This window comes from uncultured Roseovarius sp. (assembly GCF_947259555.1).
Taxonomy (GTDB): Bacteria; Pseudomonadota; Alphaproteobacteria; order Rhodobacterales; family Rhodobacteraceae; genus Roseovarius.
This window is the reverse complement of record NZ_CAMYMD010000067.1, coordinates 1-18,011: the sequence shown is the minus strand read 5'-3', so window position 1 is coordinate 18,011 and position 18,011 is coordinate 1. Positions and strand designations below refer to the sequence as shown.

General features: G+C 61.4%; 16 protein-coding genes, 1 tRNA gene, 3 pseudogenes and 1 other annotated feature. Of the genes and pseudogenes, 6 read left to right on the top strand and 14 right to left on the bottom strand.

The features are described 5' to 3' along the window. Positions 1–7 precede the first annotated feature (7 nt). The 5 genes from Q0X85_RS11405 to Q0X85_RS11385 form a co-directional block, all read right to left on the bottom strand. Positions 8–547 (bottom strand): GNAT family N-acetyltransferase, encoded by a 540-nt coding sequence (locus Q0X85_RS11405; protein ID WP_297772114.1) that lies wholly within the window; start codon positions 545–547, stop codon positions 8–10. A 178-nt stretch (positions 548–725) separates the two neighbouring features. Beyond that, positions 726–995: a 50S ribosomal protein L27 gene (gene rpmA, locus Q0X85_RS11400; RefSeq protein ID WP_297772113.1), complete on the bottom strand. Its 270-nt coding sequence runs from the start codon at positions 993–995 to the stop codon at positions 726–728. An 11-nt stretch (positions 996–1,006) separates the two neighbouring features. Further along, a complete protein-coding gene (locus Q0X85_RS11395; protein ID WP_297772112.1) occupies positions 1,007–1,654 on the bottom strand; it encodes a 50S ribosomal protein L21 in 648 nt (215 codons plus the stop codon). Between the two features lie 201 nt (positions 1,655–1,855). After that, positions 1,856–2,659 carry a DUF2059 domain-containing protein gene (locus Q0X85_RS11390; RefSeq protein WP_297772111.1) on the bottom strand — a complete coding sequence of 268 codons (804 nt, stop codon included), beginning with the start codon at positions 2,657–2,659 and terminating at the stop codon, positions 1,856–1,858. A 2-nt stretch (positions 2,660–2,661) separates the two neighbouring features. After that, positions 2,662–3,507 carry a DUF2059 domain-containing protein gene (locus Q0X85_RS11385; RefSeq protein ID WP_297772110.1) on the bottom strand — a complete coding sequence of 282 codons (846 nt, stop codon included), beginning with the start codon at positions 3,505–3,507 and terminating at the stop codon, positions 2,662–2,664. A 128-nt stretch (positions 3,508–3,635) separates the two neighbouring features. Here Q0X85_RS11385 and Q0X85_RS11380 point away from each other — a divergent pair. Further along, positions 3,636–3,725: transfer RNA gene (locus Q0X85_RS11380), tRNA-Ser, on the top strand. A 200-nt stretch (positions 3,726–3,925) separates the two neighbouring features. Then, complete coding sequence (locus tag Q0X85_RS11375) at positions 3,926–4,501, top strand: hypothetical protein (RefSeq protein ID WP_297772109.1); 576 nt, start codon at positions 3,926–3,928, stop codon at positions 4,499–4,501. Positions 4,502–4,629: 128 nt separating this feature from the next. Here Q0X85_RS11375 and Q0X85_RS11370 read toward each other — a convergent pair. The 8 genes and pseudogenes from Q0X85_RS11370 to Q0X85_RS11335 all read right to left on the bottom strand — a co-directional run. After that, positions 4,630–5,406 (bottom strand): annotated as a pseudogene (locus Q0X85_RS11370) (IS3 family transposase); the annotation flags it as partial. Further along, positions 4,966–5,079 (bottom strand) — a sequence feature (AL1L pseudoknot). (Overlaps the previous pseudogene by 114 nt.) 160 nt (positions 5,407–5,566) lie before the next feature. Continuing rightward, positions 5,567–5,644, bottom strand: a pseudogene (locus Q0X85_RS11365) (protocatechuate 3,4-dioxygenase subunit alpha); the annotation flags it as partial. A gap of 2 nt (positions 5,645–5,646) precedes the next feature. Beyond that, a pseudogene (locus Q0X85_RS11360) lies at positions 5,647–5,778 on the bottom strand (protocatechuate 3,4-dioxygenase subunit beta); the annotation flags it as partial. An 11-nt stretch (positions 5,779–5,789) separates the two neighbouring features. Continuing rightward, entirely contained in the window at positions 5,790–7,676 is a 1,887-nt protein-coding gene (locus Q0X85_RS11355) for a sugar phosphate isomerase/epimerase and 4-hydroxyphenylpyruvate domain-containing protein (protein ID WP_297772107.1), read from the bottom strand. Continuing rightward, positions 7,673–8,524 carry a shikimate dehydrogenase gene (locus Q0X85_RS11350; RefSeq protein ID WP_297772106.1) on the bottom strand — a complete coding sequence of 284 codons (852 nt, stop codon included), beginning with the start codon at positions 8,522–8,524 and terminating at the stop codon, positions 7,673–7,675. Before Q0X85_RS11350 ends, Q0X85_RS11355 begins: the two co-directional genes overlap by 4 nt. Then, positions 8,521–10,029: a tripartite tricarboxylate transporter permease gene (locus Q0X85_RS11345; protein WP_297772105.1), complete on the bottom strand. Its 1,509-nt coding sequence runs from the start codon at positions 10,027–10,029 to the stop codon at positions 8,521–8,523. The genes Q0X85_RS11350 and Q0X85_RS11345 overlap by 4 nt, the downstream gene beginning before the upstream one ends. Continuing rightward, a complete protein-coding gene (locus Q0X85_RS11340) occupies positions 10,029–10,604 on the bottom strand; it encodes a tripartite tricarboxylate transporter TctB family protein (RefSeq protein ID WP_297772104.1) in 576 nt (191 codons plus the stop codon). The genes Q0X85_RS11345 and Q0X85_RS11340 overlap by 1 nt, the downstream gene beginning before the upstream one ends. A gap of 130 nt (positions 10,605–10,734) precedes the next feature. Beyond that, positions 10,735–11,739 (bottom strand): tripartite tricarboxylate transporter substrate binding protein, encoded by a 1,005-nt coding sequence (locus Q0X85_RS11335; RefSeq protein ID WP_297772103.1) that lies wholly within the window; start codon positions 11,737–11,739, stop codon positions 10,735–10,737. Between the two features lie 97 nt (positions 11,740–11,836). On the opposite strand from Q0X85_RS11335, the gene Q0X85_RS11330 reads away from it, so the two are divergent. The 3 genes from Q0X85_RS11330 to Q0X85_RS11320 are packed head-to-tail and all read left to right on the top strand — an operon-like array spanning position 11,837 to position 15,097. Continuing rightward, a complete protein-coding gene (locus tag Q0X85_RS11330) occupies positions 11,837–12,586 on the top strand; it encodes a TetR family transcriptional regulator (protein ID WP_297772102.1) in 750 nt (249 codons plus the stop codon). 1 nt (position 12,587) lies between these two features. Beyond that, positions 12,588–14,273: an FAD-dependent oxidoreductase gene (locus Q0X85_RS11325; RefSeq protein WP_297772101.1), complete on the top strand. Its 1,686-nt coding sequence runs from the start codon at positions 12,588–12,590 to the stop codon at positions 14,271–14,273. Then, positions 14,270–15,097 (top strand): sugar phosphate isomerase/epimerase, encoded by an 828-nt coding sequence (locus Q0X85_RS11320; RefSeq protein ID WP_297772100.1) that lies wholly within the window; start codon positions 14,270–14,272, stop codon positions 15,095–15,097. Before Q0X85_RS11325 ends, Q0X85_RS11320 begins: the two co-directional genes overlap by 4 nt. Positions 15,098–15,408: 311 nt before the next feature. Here the strand turns inward: Q0X85_RS11320 and Q0X85_RS11315 are convergent, their stop codons facing one another. Then, positions 15,409–17,253, bottom strand: a complete 1,845-nt coding sequence (locus Q0X85_RS11315) for a sulfotransferase (protein WP_297772099.1) — start codon at positions 17,251–17,253, stop codon at positions 15,409–15,411. Positions 17,254–17,516: 263 nt separating this feature from the next. Here Q0X85_RS11315 and Q0X85_RS11310 point away from each other — a divergent pair. After that, the coding region (locus Q0X85_RS11310) for a tail fiber protein (protein WP_297772097.1) at positions 17,517–18,011 on the top strand (495 nt) is incomplete at its 3' end.

Here is an 18,011-nt window from a genome sequence, read left to right as displayed (position 1 = left end):
GCGGACCTCATATCATTTTCTTGCTATAGGTCCAGGTCGGCACATTGGCCGCGCGCGCCACGCAATAGCTCTCGGCATCCCCAAGATACTGAAAGCCGCAATTCGTCAAGACCCGGGCCGAGGCTGCATTCTCCTGAAACACGCTGGCGAAAATCGCCTGCGCCTCGTGCGGATTGGCGGCAAGAACCGCCTCTACCGCCGCCGAGGCGACGCCGGTATTCCAATAGGCAGGCGCCACCCAATAGGCGATTTCCGAGCGGCCCACATCGACACGGGTGAGGCTCAAGAGCCCCATAACCTCGGCGCGGCCCGATTTGGTGCCGTCAATCACCCAGATATCCTCGACCCGGTCCTCGGATTGCGCCCGCGCAATCAGCGCCTCGGTGCTGCCCGGCGGCAGAGGGTGCGGGATCGAGGACGTGGCCCGCGCCACCCGCGCGTCGCCCGCATTATGCGAGATCAGCCCCGCATCCGACACGCGCAATGGCCGCAAGTCGAACCGCTCGGCTTCGATAACCGGCTGATTGACGATGATCTCCAATTTCATGCGTTCCTCCTCATGCTCCTCGCGCGTCGCGTGCCTCATCCAGATGGGGGCACCGATCCGCGTCACAAGATGGCGTACTCCTCCGCGCACCGCATTGTGACGCATCCTTGACCGGAAACGGAAAAGGGGACCGGCCGCTTCGCCGATCCCCTCATGTCATTGACCTGTCAAGGACGGCTTATTCTGCGGCCTCCGCCACTGGCAGAACCGAAATGAACGTGCGGCCCTTGATCCCCTTGTGGAACTTCACGGCACCCTCGGCAACGGCAAAGATGGTGTGATCCTTGCCCTGCCCCACGCCCGCACCGGGCCAGAACTTGTTGCCGCGCTGACGCGCGATGATGTTGCCAGGATTGACGGCTTCGCCGCCATATTTCTTGACGCCAAGGCGGCGACCGGCAGAGTCGCGACCGTTACGGGATGAACCGCCTGCTTTTTTATGTGCCATTTGGTCTCTCCTTAGCCTTTGGTCAGATCTTTGGCCTGGTCGATCCAGCCTTCACGCTCGATCCGGCCCTTGAACGACAGTTTTTCGTCCATATCAGCAACGTCGGCCTCCGTCCATGCCGCGATCTGGGCAAAGGACGTGATACCGGCTTCGTGCAATTTCTTCTCAAGCGCGGGCCCGACGCCCGACAGCTTCTTGAGATCGTCACCACCCGCATCGGCTTTGGCGGCCTCCGCTTTGGGTGCGGCAGCTTTCTTGGCAGGTTTCTTCGCCTCGGTGGCGACGACAGCAACGGCTCCGACGGAACCCGCGCCAACGGCGGCCTTTACGCCCGACTTGTCCGCGCCATCGGCGAGGATCTCGGTCACACGCAGCAGCGTGAGTTGCTGGCGGTGGCCACGTGTGCGCTGCGAGCCGTGCTTGCGGCGGCGCTTGACGAAGTTGATGACCTTGTCACCCTTGACCTGATCGACGACCTCGGCCTGCACGGCAGCCCCATCGACAAGCGGGGCACCGATCACCGGCGCGTCACCGCCCAGCATCAGCACTTCATTGAATTGAACTTTTTCACCGGCATCCGCTGCAAGCTTTTCGACACGGAGCATGTCACCCGACTGCACCTTGTACTGCTTGCCACCGGTCTTGAGGACCGCAAACATGGGCTCTTCCTTTTTCATCCGCGCTCTGTGGTCCCTGCCTTGGCAGGCGTTTCCGGCCCCTTGGCCACCTCGAACGGCGCACCCTCTGTGGGTGTCTTTCAAAGACAAACCCGGCAAGATCATCCCGCCGGGTTGCGTGCACATGCCGCAATAGCCCCGCGAAGTCAAGAGGGCGACCATGCGAAAAAGTCACGCTGCGGGCTACAAATCCTCGCCTTTCATCTGCAAGGCGACCGCGCGCCCCAACTGATAGGAAAGTTTTTCATACATCGCATCGAAAGCCTCGAACAATCCATTGTTGAGGGCCCGCCCTTCAGGGCTTTGGTAAAGCTTGATATAGGCATCAAGCAGTTCTGGCGGCATCGGCTGGTAGGCCATGGTCAGATATGCCTGCATCCAGTCCCGGGTCTGTGTCCGCATCTCCTCTTCCTGTGCCCAGATATCTGCAAGGATCTCGCTCTCGCTCAGATCGAGCCCACCCTCTACTGAAAGACCGCGATAGAAATCCAGGTTGGCGTTCAGTGCACCGGACACATTGCGCTCGACGAGGTCACTATCCGAGATCAGCCGTTCGACCTGATCGACCAGCCGCGCACCTCCCGCGGCGAGCTCTGCATAACGCGCTTCTGCGGCTGTCTCGACCTCATCGTCCAGAAGCGCGCGGCGCGCGGCGATCTCCAGTGTCACGATCTCAGCACCCTGCCCCTCGAAAAACGCCAGCAGAGGCGCCGTGTCGACCCCATCCATCGCCTCTGTGAAATTGGCCCGAACAAGCGACAGCATCGCCTCGGCCTCATAGACCCTCTTTAGCACACGGTCCCAACGCCCGCGCTCGGCGGCACTCAGCATCTCGTCACCGACGTCTCCACCATAGCGCAGCCCTTCGGCGCGCATGATGTCGACCGTGGCAGACAGCTGCAATGCCGCCATCAAACGATCAATATCAGCCGCCTTGAGCGGCAAGGCGAGCACGAGAAGCGTCAGAGTCGCTGCCAGAAAGCGCATCCTCAGAGATCCTGCGCGGGCTGCATATCGGCCAATCGCGCGGCCAGAACCTCGAACCGGCTGGCCATGATCTCGTATTGAACCGCATTCATCAACTCATAGACACGTGCCATCACAGGGTGCTCGAGGGCCTCGACATAGGCGCGCAGGTTCTTTGTCGAGATGGATGCATAGGTCGCCGCAGCCCCGGCCAGAGCGGACGCCCTTATCTCGGCGCGCAGCGCGTCCTCCCCCTCGGCCAGCAGCGCCCGCAACGCGCCCTCGTCCAATTCCTGATCGAGCATTCCGGCATAAGACGCGGCAAGCAGAAAGCGCAGCTGAATCTCCTGCACCGCGCGCACAGCCGTACCGGTGGTGTCAATGGCACGGTTCATGTCGCGCAGCACCGAGCGCCGCTCGGCACTCATATCCGCCAACAGGTTCAGCCCCTCGGCCCGCTTGGCCGCATCGTCCTCCTGCATGTGCGATGCGTTCTCGACTGCGACCAGTCTCTGACCGAGATCAGAGGCATAAAACTGCGCAGCATGTGCAAGCATCTCGTCACTCAACGTCTCGGATAGGATGTCGAGCGCCGTGTCGCGCATCCTGTCGGTATCAAAGACCTCTTCGGCAACGCGCTCCCAATCCGCACCGAAATCACTGGCCGACAGGCCGAGCATGGCCGGCGCGTCAGTCGCAGCCAACGCGATGCTGTCCAGCGCCACACCAAACCCCGTGACATCTAGAAACGCCTGCAATCGGTCCGTCTCGGCTGCGCGTGGCGACGCGGCGGCGAACAGCAGGACACACAGCGCCATGACGGCACCGACCGAGACCCGTTTGAACAGCGAGGCTGGCATCGTCATCATGAGGGATCACCCTTTCAAAACGCCTTCAGGGACACGCAAATCAACCTAATGAATTTATCTTGCGAAACAATGCAAAACCCCTTGCCCCCCTCGGCAAAGACAATTAAACGCCACCTCCAGACCCCCGCGGAGAGGTGCCGGAGTGGTCGAACGGGGCGGTCTCGAAAACCGTTGACCCTTCACGGGGTCCCAGGGTTCGAATCCCTGTCTCTCCGCCATAATACCATTTAAGTTATTGTTTCTACTGCATAAACCTGGGGTCGATTGTCGATTTGCATGTTGCGTTGCATGTCGTGGGATTGACTGGAAACAGCGACGCTCCAAACCGAACCGCTCACGCATTCGTGAACCTTCGGCTTGCCCTGCGCGGCTATTGCGCTGCGTAGTCGGGCGAATTATTGGTCGAAGGATTGTTGAAATGTGGTTTGAAAATGCCGTCGCGTGGTTCACCGAAGCGGCAAACATCCTTTCCTTTGCGCAATTGGTTGCCGCGTTCGTCACAGCTATCGCAACCTTTGCCCTTTGGCGTGTAACTCGCGTTCTTGCCGTCGAAACGCAGACCCTTGCCGCAATGACTTCCCGGCCTTTCGTCGTTTGCGGCATTGAATCCAGCCTCGCAGATGCAACTGCGCTAAACTTGGTTCTTCGAAACACTGGCAACGCGACAGCCTTCGACGTTAAGGCGAAAATTACGCCGCCATTGCCAAAGCCCAACGGACAGCCTGTCGAAAACGCAACGGAAACCTTGCTAGACGTTTCGTTCCTGCCACCCGGCCTAGTTCTTCCGCGCAAGGGTGTCATGTCTAGGGACATTCCAGAAACAACGTTTAGCGTTGAAGTTAGCTGGTCATTGATGCCCGGCGCGACCAATCGCGAAACCCTAACCTATACGATGGAAGCTAAAGACGGCTTTCGCGGCGGATGGGGCGAAAAGGGGCTGCACCAAATTGCACAAGAACTTGAAAAAGTTCGGAAGTTGCAGGAAAAGAACTAAAAAAGACCCCCGAAACATCGCAGTAACCGGGGTCAGTAGGCTTCCAAGTGGCCCAAGGAAGATCGTTAGAAACAGGCTGCGGGAATACCCACAATCAAGCGGTCGGCGTCGGGGTCAACGCCCGCAACGTCGCTGACCCAGGGCAGGTTCGGGGCTGGTGCCCGGAACACGCGGTTCAACTTGTCACGCGGACAGGGGGCTGACGTGTCAGGGATCGTTGTCTTGACCACCTTTCCACGCACAGCGCCACGGATGCCGATCTGTTTCATCAGGCGCTCCTCGGTGCAACGCGCGAGCGTAAAGCCCTCACGCTTCAGCTGGTGCCATGCCTTGCGCACCCCGTAGACCTGATAGTTTTCATCCCAGACACGCTTGATCTCCGGGCACAGCTCCGTATCCCGCTGATGCCGGGCCGAAGCTTTGGCCGGATCGGCTTGGCACGCCAATCGGTGGTCGTATGTCGACGGCGCAATCGGCAGAACCCTGCAGATCGCACAGACGCCATAGACAACGCGCTGATCTTCAATGAAGGCGATCATCGCTTCAGTGGGCGGTCGAGTTCCGCCTGCGCAAAGTCGAACCTGTCACGCCATCGGTCCGAGTGGCAGGTGAGACGCGCTCGCCTTGCGCAGGATCTCATTCGCCTGGCGCAACTCGCGCACCTCACGTTCCAGGGCTTTGATCCGGTCCCTTTCGTCGGTCGTGACACCGTCGCGCATGTAGCTGTCTTTCTCGGCCGGCTTGACCCATTCGCGCAGGGTCTGGGGAATACAGCCAATCTTGGGTGCAATGGCCGCAATCGCGCCCGCCTGCGTCTCATAAGAGCCTTGATGCTCAAAAACCATCCGGACCGCACGTGCGCGGACCTCGGGCGAGTAGCGATTTGCCATTTTGCTTGTCGTCACAACCATCATCCTTACTTGAGTTGATGGTCTCCGGTAAACTCGGGGCGATTCAGGTGACACCGTAGGCGGTGGTGCCGTCCTGAGCCTCCCACTGGCTCTGACGGATCGTCCCGCGCGCGTGGACGATATCGCCAGGGCGGACGTTGGCCTTGGCCCAGGCCGGCGCAAGCCCGATATGGACATAAGGCCCTGCCGTCTGCGAGGCGGATTGCTTGAGGTAGTTTAATGCCTGCACCATGATCAATTCCCCTCCGGACGGTTCTCGAAAAAGGTCGAGCGATGCCCGCGCAACACGATGTCGAACTTGTAGGCGATGGCATCGAGCGGCACCGTCGGGTTGAGATCGAGCGCCGCGACCAACTGATCAACCGAGCGTTGGTCGGTCATCGCTTGGGTATCCCCTTCTGGCGCATCAGTCGTTTCTGCGCGGCTATGCGGAAGGGCGCATTGGGCGCGCCATAGCCCGCATAGCCGCCGCGCCGCTCGACGATCTCGAAGAACATGCCGCCCGCATAGGGGCACGAATAAAGCTGAAAGAACGCGCCCTGCGCGTCCTCGTCATAGAGGATGTTGCCGTCTCTGAGCCGCGCCAGCATGTCCGGGGCCAGATCGAAGCGCGCGGCAAGATCGGCATAGTAATTATCCGACATGGGCAGGGGGGTGAACCCGCGTGCGACAAGTGCGTCCGAGGTGGCGAAGATATCATCGCTCGCCAGCGCGATATGCTGCACCGAGGCCCCGAAACTGTCGGCCAGGAAATGCCCCGCCATGGTGCGATGCGTTTCCGCGCCGTTGAGCGTGATCCGGAACGCGCCATCCCGGGCCTCGAGCGCCTGACTGCGCACCAGACCATCGGGATCGACCACATCGACCATCGGCGATTTGCGCATCTCGAACAGCGTGGTGTAGAACAGCGACCAGCTGAGCATTTCGTCATAGCTCATGGTCTGCGCCAGATGGTCGATCCGCCGCAGCCCCGCATCCGTGCCACCGGTTTGCGTCTTGGTGAATTCGACGGACCACACATCGCTCAGCCCGCTGGCCTCGTCGATGAAATGCAGCACGCTGCCGCTGAGGCCCCGGATTGCCGGGATATCCAGCTCTCCCGGGCCGATGGGCTGCCCGAACGGATCGGCCCCGAGCCGCCCTGCCCGGTCCACCGTATCCGCCGCGTCCTCGACCGCGATCCCTACGTCGCAAACCGTGGTGCCGTGCATGGCATAGGCGCTGCTGGCAAAGCCGGTGGTCTCGCGGTTGACCAAGATGCGGATTTCGCCTTGGGTCCAGAGCGTGAGCGCCTTGGCGATATGCGTGCCGGAGTGCCGAAATCCGAGCGTTTCCAGCATGCTCTCCAGCGCCTCGGCCTCGTCACCGCGCGTGGCGAATTCCACGAAGGACACGCCGCCCACCCGTGACCGTGCCGGTATCGGAGGCAGATCGGAGGCAATGGAAGGCTCCGCGCGGCGCACGTCGTCCATCATGGCGATCAAAGAGCGATATCCGTCGCGGGCGATACCACGCGGCAACCCGCCCCGGAACTGATCGTTGAAAATCTCAAGGCTGACCGGCCCGGCATAGCCGGTGGCCATCACCGCCATCATGAACCCGGTCACATCGAGATCGCCCTCTCCGGGCATGTTGCGGAAATGCCGGGACCAGTAGAGCAGGTCCATGTCGATGCGCGGCGCATCGGCGAGTTGCACAAAGAAAATCCTGTCACCGGGGATGCGCCGGATGGTATCGGGGTCAATCCCGCGCCCGAGCGTGTGAAAGCTGTCGAGGATCAGCCCGACATTGGGCTGATCGGCGCGGCGCACGATTTCCCAGGCGTCGCGGTGATCGTTGACGTGGTGCCCCCAGGCCAGCGCCTCAAACCCGACACGCAGGCCCCTTTTCGCCGCCCGTTCGCCCAGTTCGGCAACGTCGGCCGACGCGCGGTCGATCCCGCCTAACGCCTCCGGGTGGCAGGACGAGCAGACCAGCACCAGATCGGTGCCCAGCTCCTGCATCAGGTCGAACTTGCGCTCGGCGCGCTCAAACGCCTTGGCGCGCAACCGCTCCGGCAGGCCCTCGAAATCGCGGAACGGCTGAAACAAGGTGATATCGAGCCCCATGGAGCGGATCAACTCACCCACCTCGCGCGGGGTGCCGTCATGGGCGATGAAATCCTGCTCGAAGATTTCGATCCCGTCGAACCCGGCGGCGGCAATCGCCTCCAGCTTCTCGACGAGGTTGCCGGAAATCGACACCGTGGCGATCGAGGTTTTCATTGCTCGTCCTCCTGAATGGCGGCGCGCAAAGCGGCATGATCGAGCGGAGTACCGGTAAAGATGTCCCAGGCGTCGACGCCCTGCCCGAGGAACAACTCGTAGCCGGAGATCACCGTCAGCCCGGCGCGGGCGGCGTCTTGCAGAAATGGCGTGTCGACGGGGGTGTAGACCGCATCGAACACCCATTTCGCGCCTGCCATCGCCCCGAAGTGCAGGGGCGAGCCGCCGATGCCAACCATACCCAAAGGTGTACAGTTGATGATCCCGTCAACACCGGCCGCAGCGACAGCGGCCTCGCTGGCCGTTTCGACTTTGGTGTCCGAGCCAAGGGCGCGCAGGGCGTCTGCCAATGCTTCGGCCTTGGCAGGGTCGAGATCGACGCAGCGGATGACGTCGGCCTTCAGCCCGATCAGACCGAACGCCACCGCTTTGCCCACACCACCGGTGCCGATCAGGCAGACAATGCCCGGCGGCGCATTGCCGCGCACAGTTCGATAGGCTCTTATGAACCCGGTGTAGTCGGTGTTGAACCCCTTGGCGCCACCCGCGTCGAAAACCACCGTGTTGACCGCCCCGATGGCACGCACCAGCGGATCGTCGACAGTCACTTTTGACGCCACATTCTCCTTGTAGGGATAGGTCACGTTGATGCCGCGAAAGCCCGAGGCGCGGGCCTGCTCGAACACCTCGTCAAAGGTCAGGCCCATATCCTTGGGGATCAGCCGGTCGTAGGTCACATGTTGCCCGGTCAGGCGTCCGGCGGTGCGATGCAGGCGCGGAGATTTCGACCGGGTGATATTGTCGCCGATCAGGCCAAGCTTTACCTGGCTGGTTCCAATGGCGGTCATGACGTTGCCTTTCTGAAGACGCGTTTCTTCATGGTGGTCCAGAGCGGTGTCTGGCTGACGAAGATCAGGATCACCGCGAGGAAGAGCGTCAGCGACAGCGGGCTGGCGACGATGCCCTCAAAGAAGCGCCCAAGGTCTTCGCGCTCCGAGATGATGGCGCGCCGCCAGTTGTCATCCAGCAGCCGCGACAGGATCACGCCGAGGATGACAGGCCCGAGCGGGTAGCCGTAGTGGCGCATGAAATAGCCGAAGACGCCGAAGCCGAGCATCCAGTAGACATCTGACACCCGGTTGTTCACCGCGTAGGCCCCGACGATCGACAAAAGCAGGATCAGCGGGATGATCACAGAGCGCGGCATCTCGACGATCCTGGTGAAAATCCTGATGCCGGTCAGGCCAAAGATCAGCATGAACACATTGGCCGTCAGAAGCGCGCCGACGATGAACCAGAACATGTCCGGCTGCTCGATCATCAGCATCGGCCCGGGGTTCAGCCCGTGGATAAACAGCGCCCCGATCATGATCGCGGTCACCGCATCGCCGGGAATGCCCAGTGTCATCATCGGGATAAAAGCCCCGCCGACGGCGGCGTTATTGGCGGTCTCGGGGGCGACAAGCCCCTCCATCGCGCCTTCGCCAAAGGGCACTGCGGGGTCTTTCGTGATCCGCTTGGCATGATCATAGGCCATCAGCGCGGCGATATCCCCACCAGTGCCCGGAAGCGCGCCGATGATCACCCCGATGGAGGAGGTTTGCAGCGACAGCGGCAGGTATTTGCGGATGGTCCCGAATGAGGGCACGATCTTGTCGATCTTCTGGCGCACCGCCTTGAGCCCGACATTCTGAAGCTGCAACAGCGCCTCGGAGACACCGAACATCCCGATCATCACCGCGATGAAGGAAATCCCGCCCTCCATCAGTTGCAGGTCAAACGTGAACCGCTCGGTAAAGGTCAGCGGATCGCGGCCCACGACCCCGATGGCAATGCCGAGTGCCCCGGCAAATATCCCCTTGACCAGCGACCCGGTAGAGAGCGAGCCGACCAGCAAGATGCCAAGCACCGCCAGCAGCATGTAGTCGCGCGGCTGGAAGGTCAGCGCGAAATCCGCCACGTAGGGCGCTGCCAGCGCCAGCACCAGAATGCCGATCAGCCCGCCAAAGAACGACATCACCGTGGTCACGCCGATGGCCTGCCCCGCCTCGCCGCGCTGCGCCATCGGATAGCCGTCCATCGCCGTGGCGATGGCCGAGGGCGCGCCCGGGATGTTCAGCAGGATCGCCGTGCGCGACCCGCCATAGACGCCGCCCATGAAGATGCCGACCATCAGCGAAATCGCCGGATAGACATCCCATGAGAAGGTAAAAGAGATCAGGATCGACACCGCCATGGTGACCGACAGTCCGGGGATCGCCCCGATATAGATGCCCGCGAAGGTGCCCGCGCCGACAAGCAGCAGCAGTTCGGGTTGCGTGAAAATCGTAAGAATGGCAAGCAGCGTGTCCATCACGACGCCCCTCCAGAGAGAAGGCCACGGAAAAACTGGATGACTTCAGCCTCGGGCAGGATGCCGGCGGGCAAGAGAACCGTGAAAACGACCCGGAACACGATCCAGATCACGATCAGCGAGCCGAGCGCCACCGCAAGCGTATAGCCCCAGCCCCGGTGCGCCAGCACCTTGATCGCCAGCGTCAGGAAAAGCGCCGCCGTCGGCACGAAACCAAGCGGTTTCAAAAGCAGGCCGAAAAGGATCAGAAAGCCGGTGAAGAGGATCACCATCGGTGGCAGGATATCGCGGCTCAGCGTTTCAGTAGTGATCCGTGGCAGACGCCAGGTGCGCAGCGTCACGATCCCCGCCGCCACCACCATGACAAAGGTCGTGGCCATCGGCACCGCTCCGGGACCGGACAGGGCAGTGAACCCGGAAATGCCATAGGCACTGTAGAGCAGGCAGAGGCTGGCCGCGGTGAGAATGATGGCAAAGCCCAGTTCGCCGGGTCTGCGTCCTTGGGTGTAGCCGCCGGGCGTCGCATCCGATGTGCCATCGTGATGGTCGCTGTCGCCTCTGAAATCCGGGTCCATGATGCCCTCCTCCGTTTGGGATGATCCGGGTCTCCTCTCCCGGAACGCAAAGCGCCGCCCAGCCATTTTTCGGCGCGGGCGGCGCCATGTTCGCCGGGCCCGAAGACCCGCACTCGACAGGTTCTAGGCGTTACTCGCCCGGACGCGCGATGCCGAACTCTTCCGGCGAGGTCTTGGTCAGCCCGGCATCGTGCAACAGCCACGCGGTGCCCTGCTGCCATTTGCTCAGAAACGCCTCGGCCTCGTCGCCGCTGATCGCCATCATGGTGAACCCGCGGCTGTCCATCAGGTTGACGAAGTCGGGATGCTCCGCGCCTGTGGCATAGGCATCGCTCAGCTTGGCCACCACGTCATCCGGCGTGCCCTTGGGGACAAAGACGCCAAAGAACGGGCCCCACGGCAGGTAGGTGGCATAGTCCTCGTTGAACGACGTGACCGCAGGCACCTCGGGCAGCTTGTCGCTCGGCGCGGTATCGAACAGCACCAACGGCTTCATCGTGCTCCCGCGAATGCCCTCGATGGCGGCCCCCAGAACGGCGGGCATCACGTCGATCGCCCCGCCCTGAAGCGCGGTCAGCGCCGGGCCGTCACCGTCATAGGGCACGGCGATCACATCGAGATCGCCCTCGACCGTGTTCATCATCGCGGTCACCACCGACGGCACGCCGCCCGGCCCGGTGGAGCCGATGCGCAATTCGCCGGGGTTCTCGGCGATATAGGCCATCATGCCGGCATAATCGTCGAACGGGGCCTCGTTGTTGGCCACCAGGATCGGCGTGCCCCGCGCCAGGATGTTGATCGGCACGAATTCCGAGTAATCCTTTTCGCCCAGACCCATGATCTTGTAGAGCATCGGGTTTTCCGCGCCCATCAGCAGGGTATAGCCGTCGGCGGGCGCGCTTGCGACATGGTTCAGCGCGATGGCTCCCACGGCCCCGGTCATGTTCTGCATGACGACGGTGCCGCCAAGCGCGTCCTCTGCATGCGGCGTGACCGAGCGCATGACCGTATCGGTCGAGCCGCCTGCGCCCCACTGGATGATGCCCTGAATTTCCTTGGCTGGGTAGTCCTGAGCCATTGCGACGCTTGCGCTCAGTCCGAACGCAACGAATGCGCCAATCAGTTTGCGAGACATTTCTGTCCTCCCTTGGTGTTTGTTCGACCAACGATTCGCTCCTCGCATCGCCAGCCCTGTGGCGTTATGTACCCTGAGGTTAATTCAGTCAATAAAAATGTACCGCTGGGTTAATTATGTGCTATTGGGGGAGGGAAAACAACCAGAATCATGGGGAACAGCCATGGACGGAGCCGCAGAGCGTCCAAAGAAAACCCGTAAGACGTCGTGGAAGAAGGACCCGAAAGCGGTCCGGGAAGACATCCTCACCATCGCCACTGAAGAGTTCGCGGCGCACGGGCTTTCGGGGGCGAATATCAACGAAATCGCTCGGAAAACGTCGACCTCCAAGCGCATGATCTATTACTACTTCGAGGATAAAGAGGGCCTTTATTGCGCGGTGCTCGAAAGGATCTATGCCTCTTTGCGCCGCAGCGAGGAATTGCTGGATGTTGCAGGCTTGTCACCGGTTCAGGCGTTGCGTTGTCTTGTCGAAGCCACCTTTGAAGCCCACGCGAACGCGCCGCATTTCATCCGGCTGGTGATGATCGAGAATATTCACAACGGCGAATACCTGCAAAAGTCGGAATTTATCCCCAAGCTGAACCGCTCCATCATCGACAAGCTGGAAGATGTCTGCGCGCGGGGCAAGGCAGAAGGGGTGTTTCGAGACGGTGCGGATGCGCTGGAACTTCACTGGCTGATCAGTTCCTTCAGTTTCTACAACGTGTCCAACAGGCCGACCTTTTCGGCGTCTTTCGGCGAGGCCATCTTTTCCGAGCAGCGTCAGGCGGACCTGAAAGAACGCGCAACGGATATGGTTCTTGCGGCGGTTGTCATCGGTCATGACCCGAAATCCTGGAACTGACATGGCTGCGCAAGAGACCTGCGACCTCGTCGTGATCGGCTCCGGTGCCGCCGGCCTGTCAGCGGCGGTCACGGCGGCCCATCAAGGTCTGAAGGTGATTGTTCTGGAAAAAGCGCCGGTTCTTGGCGGCACCACGGCATGGTCCGGTGGCTGGATGTGGGTGCCGCGTAATCCGCTGGCGGTCAGCGCAGGGATTGTCGAAGACATCAGCGCACCGCGGACCTACCTGGAACACGTTCTCGGCAACAATTTCGATGCGGCCCGGGCCGATGCCTTTTTGCGCGCAGCGCCCGAAATGGTCGGTTTCTTTCAATCGTCAACTGCATTGCAGTTCGAATGCGGCACGCAAATCCCTGACACCTATGGCAATCTGCCCGGCGCGGGACAAGGCGGGCGATCCGTGATTGCCGCGCCGTTTGATGCCCGCGCTCTGGGCACGGACATCGCCAACCTTCGCAAACCGTTGCCAGAGACGACGTTCATGGGAATGACCATTCAGGCCGGGCCCGATCTGCGGGCTTTCATGTCAATGACCCGTTCACCGAGAGCCTTTGTGCATGTAACCAGACGGTTTGCCCGGCATCTTTCGGATCTGGTGCTTTACCGGCGCGGCATGGACTTGCGGAACGGCCTCGCTCTGGTGGCGCGATTGATGAGGTCGGCACGGGATGCCACCGTCGATCTCAGAACGTCTGCGGTGGTCACTGCGCTTATGTCAGACGCAGACCGTGTGACAGGCGTCGAGATCGAAACCGCCGCCGGTCCCGCGACAATCAAGGCGCGCTGCGGTGTCATCTTGGCGACCGGCGGCGTGCCGCACGAGGCCGCGCGCCTCGATCCGCTCTCGCATGGAAACAGGTCCCCCAGGTCACTGGCGACGCCTTTCAGTACAGGCGCAGGTGCGTCACTTGCCGAATCTGTCGGCGCGGCTTTTGACACCACGTCCGCCTCGGCATCCGCCTATTGTCCGGTGTCCGAAGTTCCAAACAAGACCGGCACGACGACGTTGTTTCCGCACATCATAGAACGCGGCAAACCCGGCATCATCGGTGTCTTGCAAAATGGCCGCCGGTTCTGCAACGAAGGCAACGGCTATCATGACTACGTCGCCGCCATGTTGGACGCCACGCCCCAAGGCGAGGACCCGCAATCGTGGCTGATCTGCACCGGGGCGTTCCAGCGCCGCTACGGATTGGGGATGTCGCGGCCCAGCCCGGTGCCGGCCGGGCCTTACCTGCGCTCGGGGTACATCAAATCCGGAAAGACCATTGCGGACCTCGCCAAAGCCTGCGGCATCGATCCCGACGGGCTTGGCCAAACGCTCCAAACCTACAACAAGCACGCAAAATCGGGCGAAGATCCGGAATTCAGCCGGGGCGAAACGCCCTACAACCGGCTTCAGGGCGACCCGACGCAAAAGCCCAACCCCTGCGTCGCGCCCATCGAGACCGGGCCGTTCTTTGCCGTCCGGGTCATCCCCGGCAGTTTCGGCACTTTCGCCGGCCTGAAGACCAACGAACATGCGCAGGTCCTGCGCGCGGACGGCGCGGCGATTGATGGCCTCTATGCGGCGGGCGCCGACATGGCGAGTGTCATGGGCGGATTTTACCCGGCGGGTGGTATCAATCTTGGGCCGGCGATGACCTTTGGCTACATCGCCGGACGCCATGCCGCGGGGCAGTCATGATGCCGCCGCTTTCCCTTGCGCATCTCAGCTTCCTGGATCTGCCGCCGCCGGAGTTCATACAGGTCGCTGCTGAAGCCGGGTTTGCCTCGGTCGGACTTCGGCTGATCGCGGTGACAGAGACGACGCCCGGATACGCCTTGATGACAGACAGCCAGATGATGCGCGACACCTTGAAAGCGTTGAAGGCCACGGGCATCACCGTCAACGATATCGAGTTTGTCACATTGACGCCGGGCTTTGACGCCGGATCGCTTGATCCGTTTCTTGCCACCGGGGCGGAGCTGGGCGCGAAATACATCATCACCGCACCTTATGATCCGGACCTCAGACGCATGACCGAAAATCTCGACGCGTTCGGAGCACGCGCCGCGAGTTTCGGCCTGTCCCCTGTGCTTGAGTTCTTTCCGTGGACCAATGTGCCCGATTTCGCCGCGGCAATGGACATTGCGACCGCGACCGGAGATCCGTCCATTGGCGTATTACTGGATACGCTGCATTTTGACCGGTCCGGCAGTGATTTGAGGGACGTTGCAAAGGCCGGCAAATCGCGACTTCCCTTTATCCATCTTTGTGACGCGGACGTCAGGCCCACCTATTCCGAGGCCGAGTTGTTGCACACCGCGCGGGCCGCCCGGTTGTTGCCGGGCGAAGGCGGGATCGCGCTGACGGAAATCCTCGCACTCTTGCCCGGTGACGCCGGGATTGCGCTGGAAATCCCGCAGCTTGCGCAGCCGGGGCGTTTGCCGGCAGAGCAACGCGCGCGGCGCATGTACGACGTCACCCAAGACTATCTGAACCGCGCGTATGAGAAATTATTGAACTGACCGAGGCTTGAGAATGCTGAATATCGGATTGTTCGAATGCGGCGAATTCGAAAATCAAAATCGTCGGAAAAGTAGCGCGGCCAAGAGCCAGGGCTGAGCGCCGACGCGTTGACCGCGCCCTTTGGGCAGGGCAGACAAATGAGCTGGGCCGCGTAGGGAGATCATTCCATCCGAAGAATGGAGTGCGCCCCTGGGGGTGGACTCCAGCGGCGGCGCAAAACCGGGCCAGTGGCGGGACGCCACGCGCCAGGGCGCGCGCCTGAGGGTGCGGCAAATCAAAGGGGCACGAGGTCACTCGGGGCTGAACAGGCCTAATTCACGCCGCAATAGGCCAGATCATCGTCCGAAAGGTAATCAGACAATGGCGCAGCCAGCCCTTTCAGGTTTGTGCCGTAGTTTTTCCAACGCGCCACGGCACGCGTATAAATCGGCTCACGCACCTGCGCCATCGAGGCTGTGTTCACCTGCCGCGACGACGATTTGTAATTCAAGACCTCCGGGTCCCAGTCCAGTCCGACCCACTCCAGCACATTGCGCATCTGGCCTTCGACATCGGCGGTGACATCCTCATAGTTCACCACCCGCACCCTTTCGGGGATCACCTCGCTCCAGTAGTTCACCATGGTGTCGAACTCGCGGTAGACCAAAGCCAGATTTTGGAAATCCGTGCTGAACGGCTGGTTCTGTCCGAAATGCTGCATGTAATTCGACAACAGACAATCCAGCGGATGCCGCCGCATAAAGATGATCTTGGCCCGGGGCAGTGCCAGAGAGATCATCCCGGCATACAGGTAATTCGACGGCATCTTGTCCGACACGTATTCCGACTTGATACCCTCGGCGCGCACCCCGTCCATATACGTCTCACCCAACCGCGTGAAATCATCCGGCCCGATCTCTTCTACAGGGCGCTCCTCCTGAAGCGCGTCGCGCAGGCGGCTTGCCTGATGCATCGCGGCGGGCATCGCCCGCAGCTCGCCACCCGCCATCACCCTGGGATGGCGGGAAAACATCTGATCCATCAAAGTCGTTCCCGACCTCGGCATGCCGCTGATGAAGATCGGGGCCAGATCCTTGACGCCCGCGCCGTCGCAGCGTTTCAAGAGCGCCGGGCTGGCAAATTCGCGCAGCCGCTCGGCACGCGCGACATAGGCCTCCGCGTCAAACGGATAAATCTCTTTGCTGATTTCGTTGGCCTTGTGAAAATGTTCGAAGGCCGTGTCATACTCGCCGAGGTCGTCAAATGCCTTGCCTGCGGCGAAATGCACCGTCGATCGCGCCTCGTCCGCAAGGCTGTCGACCCGGCTCAGATACTGGTCGAGGATCTGCATTTCCGGCGCATCCGCCTTGGTCTTGCGCAGGTGGATCAACCGCGACATCGCCGGCACGCCAACCGGCGGACGCCCCGCCACGGACAACAGGGCATCGGCGGCCTCATCCATCTTGCCCGCCGACCCGAGGGCATTGCCCAGGTTCAGATAAGCCTCGGCCGCCTTGGGTTCCAGTTCGATCGCCCGACGGGCATGGTGCTCGGCAGTGTCATGGCGTTCAATCCGGTAAAGCGCCGCTGACAGCTGGATATGCGCCCGCACACTCAGTGGATCGATCGAAAGCGCCTTGTACAGGACCTCGACTGCCTTTTTGTGCTGATTGGTCTGACTATACGCGATACCCAGATTGGTGTGCGCATCAAGCAGGCTGCCTTCCAGCTCAATGGCCTTCTCAAGATGGTACACCGCCTCGCCGAATTTCTTTTCCAACACAAGCGCGCCACCCAGATTGGAGTGCGCCACGCCAAAATTCGGGGCCAAATCTACGGCCTCGCGGAAATGATGGATGGCATCATCCAAACGGTTCGACTGTGCCAGCAGCACACCAAGATCAGCATGCTGAAGCGGGTCTTCGGGCGCCTTGTCCAGCCCCTCCCGCATCAGCTTTTCGGCCTCCTCGCGCTGACCGGCCATTGCCAGGTTCAGACCCTTGTAATGCAGCAGCCGCGGCATCTCTCCGCGCTCTTTGATCAAGCCGTCCAGCAGTTTGCGCGCCTCGTCCAGCCGCCCCGCGCTCTGGTGTCGTGCGATGCGGTCCAGTACCTCTTGCGTGGCGTCCTTGCCGTTGCTGCGCTGCGCCGCTGCCTCTGCCTGACCGTTTGCCATAAAGGCCTCCGTTTCGCCTTGGTTACCCCACTCGCGTCGCGGCGCCGCCAGAAATCCCGGCCCACCATCGACACGCCGCAACGTTAACGACATCCCGTCCCGCACCACAAGCGCGACGACACTGCAAATGCAAAATATGACTAAAGATGCTAATTTACTTTGCGATAGTGTCGTGATGTGTCATCAATTACTCGTTGTATTTCATAGTACCAGTTTTTTGGCGCCCGTCGCGCCCAACGACACTCATTGATCAAGGACAACGCATGTTAAAATCCACCACGCTTCTCGCAACTCTCGCAGCCGCGACAATCGGCTTTCAATCAGCCCCGGCCAAGGCTCAGGATTTTTGGCTCGGCCAGATCGTCTTAGGCGGCTGGAATTTCTGCCCCCGCTTCACCACGCCGGCCAGCGGTCAATTGTTAGCGATTTCCCAATTCTCAGCGCTCTTCTCGCTTTACGGCACCCAGTACGGCGGCGATGGCCGGACCACCTTCGCCCTGCCCGATCTGCGCGGGCGTGCGGCGGTCAATAATGGCACCGGCCCGGGCCTCTCCCAGGTGAGAATTGGTGAAAGAACCGGTCGCGAATCCTTCACGCCCAGCATCCCCACCATGGCCAATCACACGCACAGCATCGTCAACAACACCTCGGCCTCGGCCTATGTCGGCCCCGGTGGCAGCGGCACGTTCGACGCGGGCGATCATCTGGCCGCCAGCGCGTCCGCCTATTCGGCAACCGGCGCGCCCAACCAGGCCCTT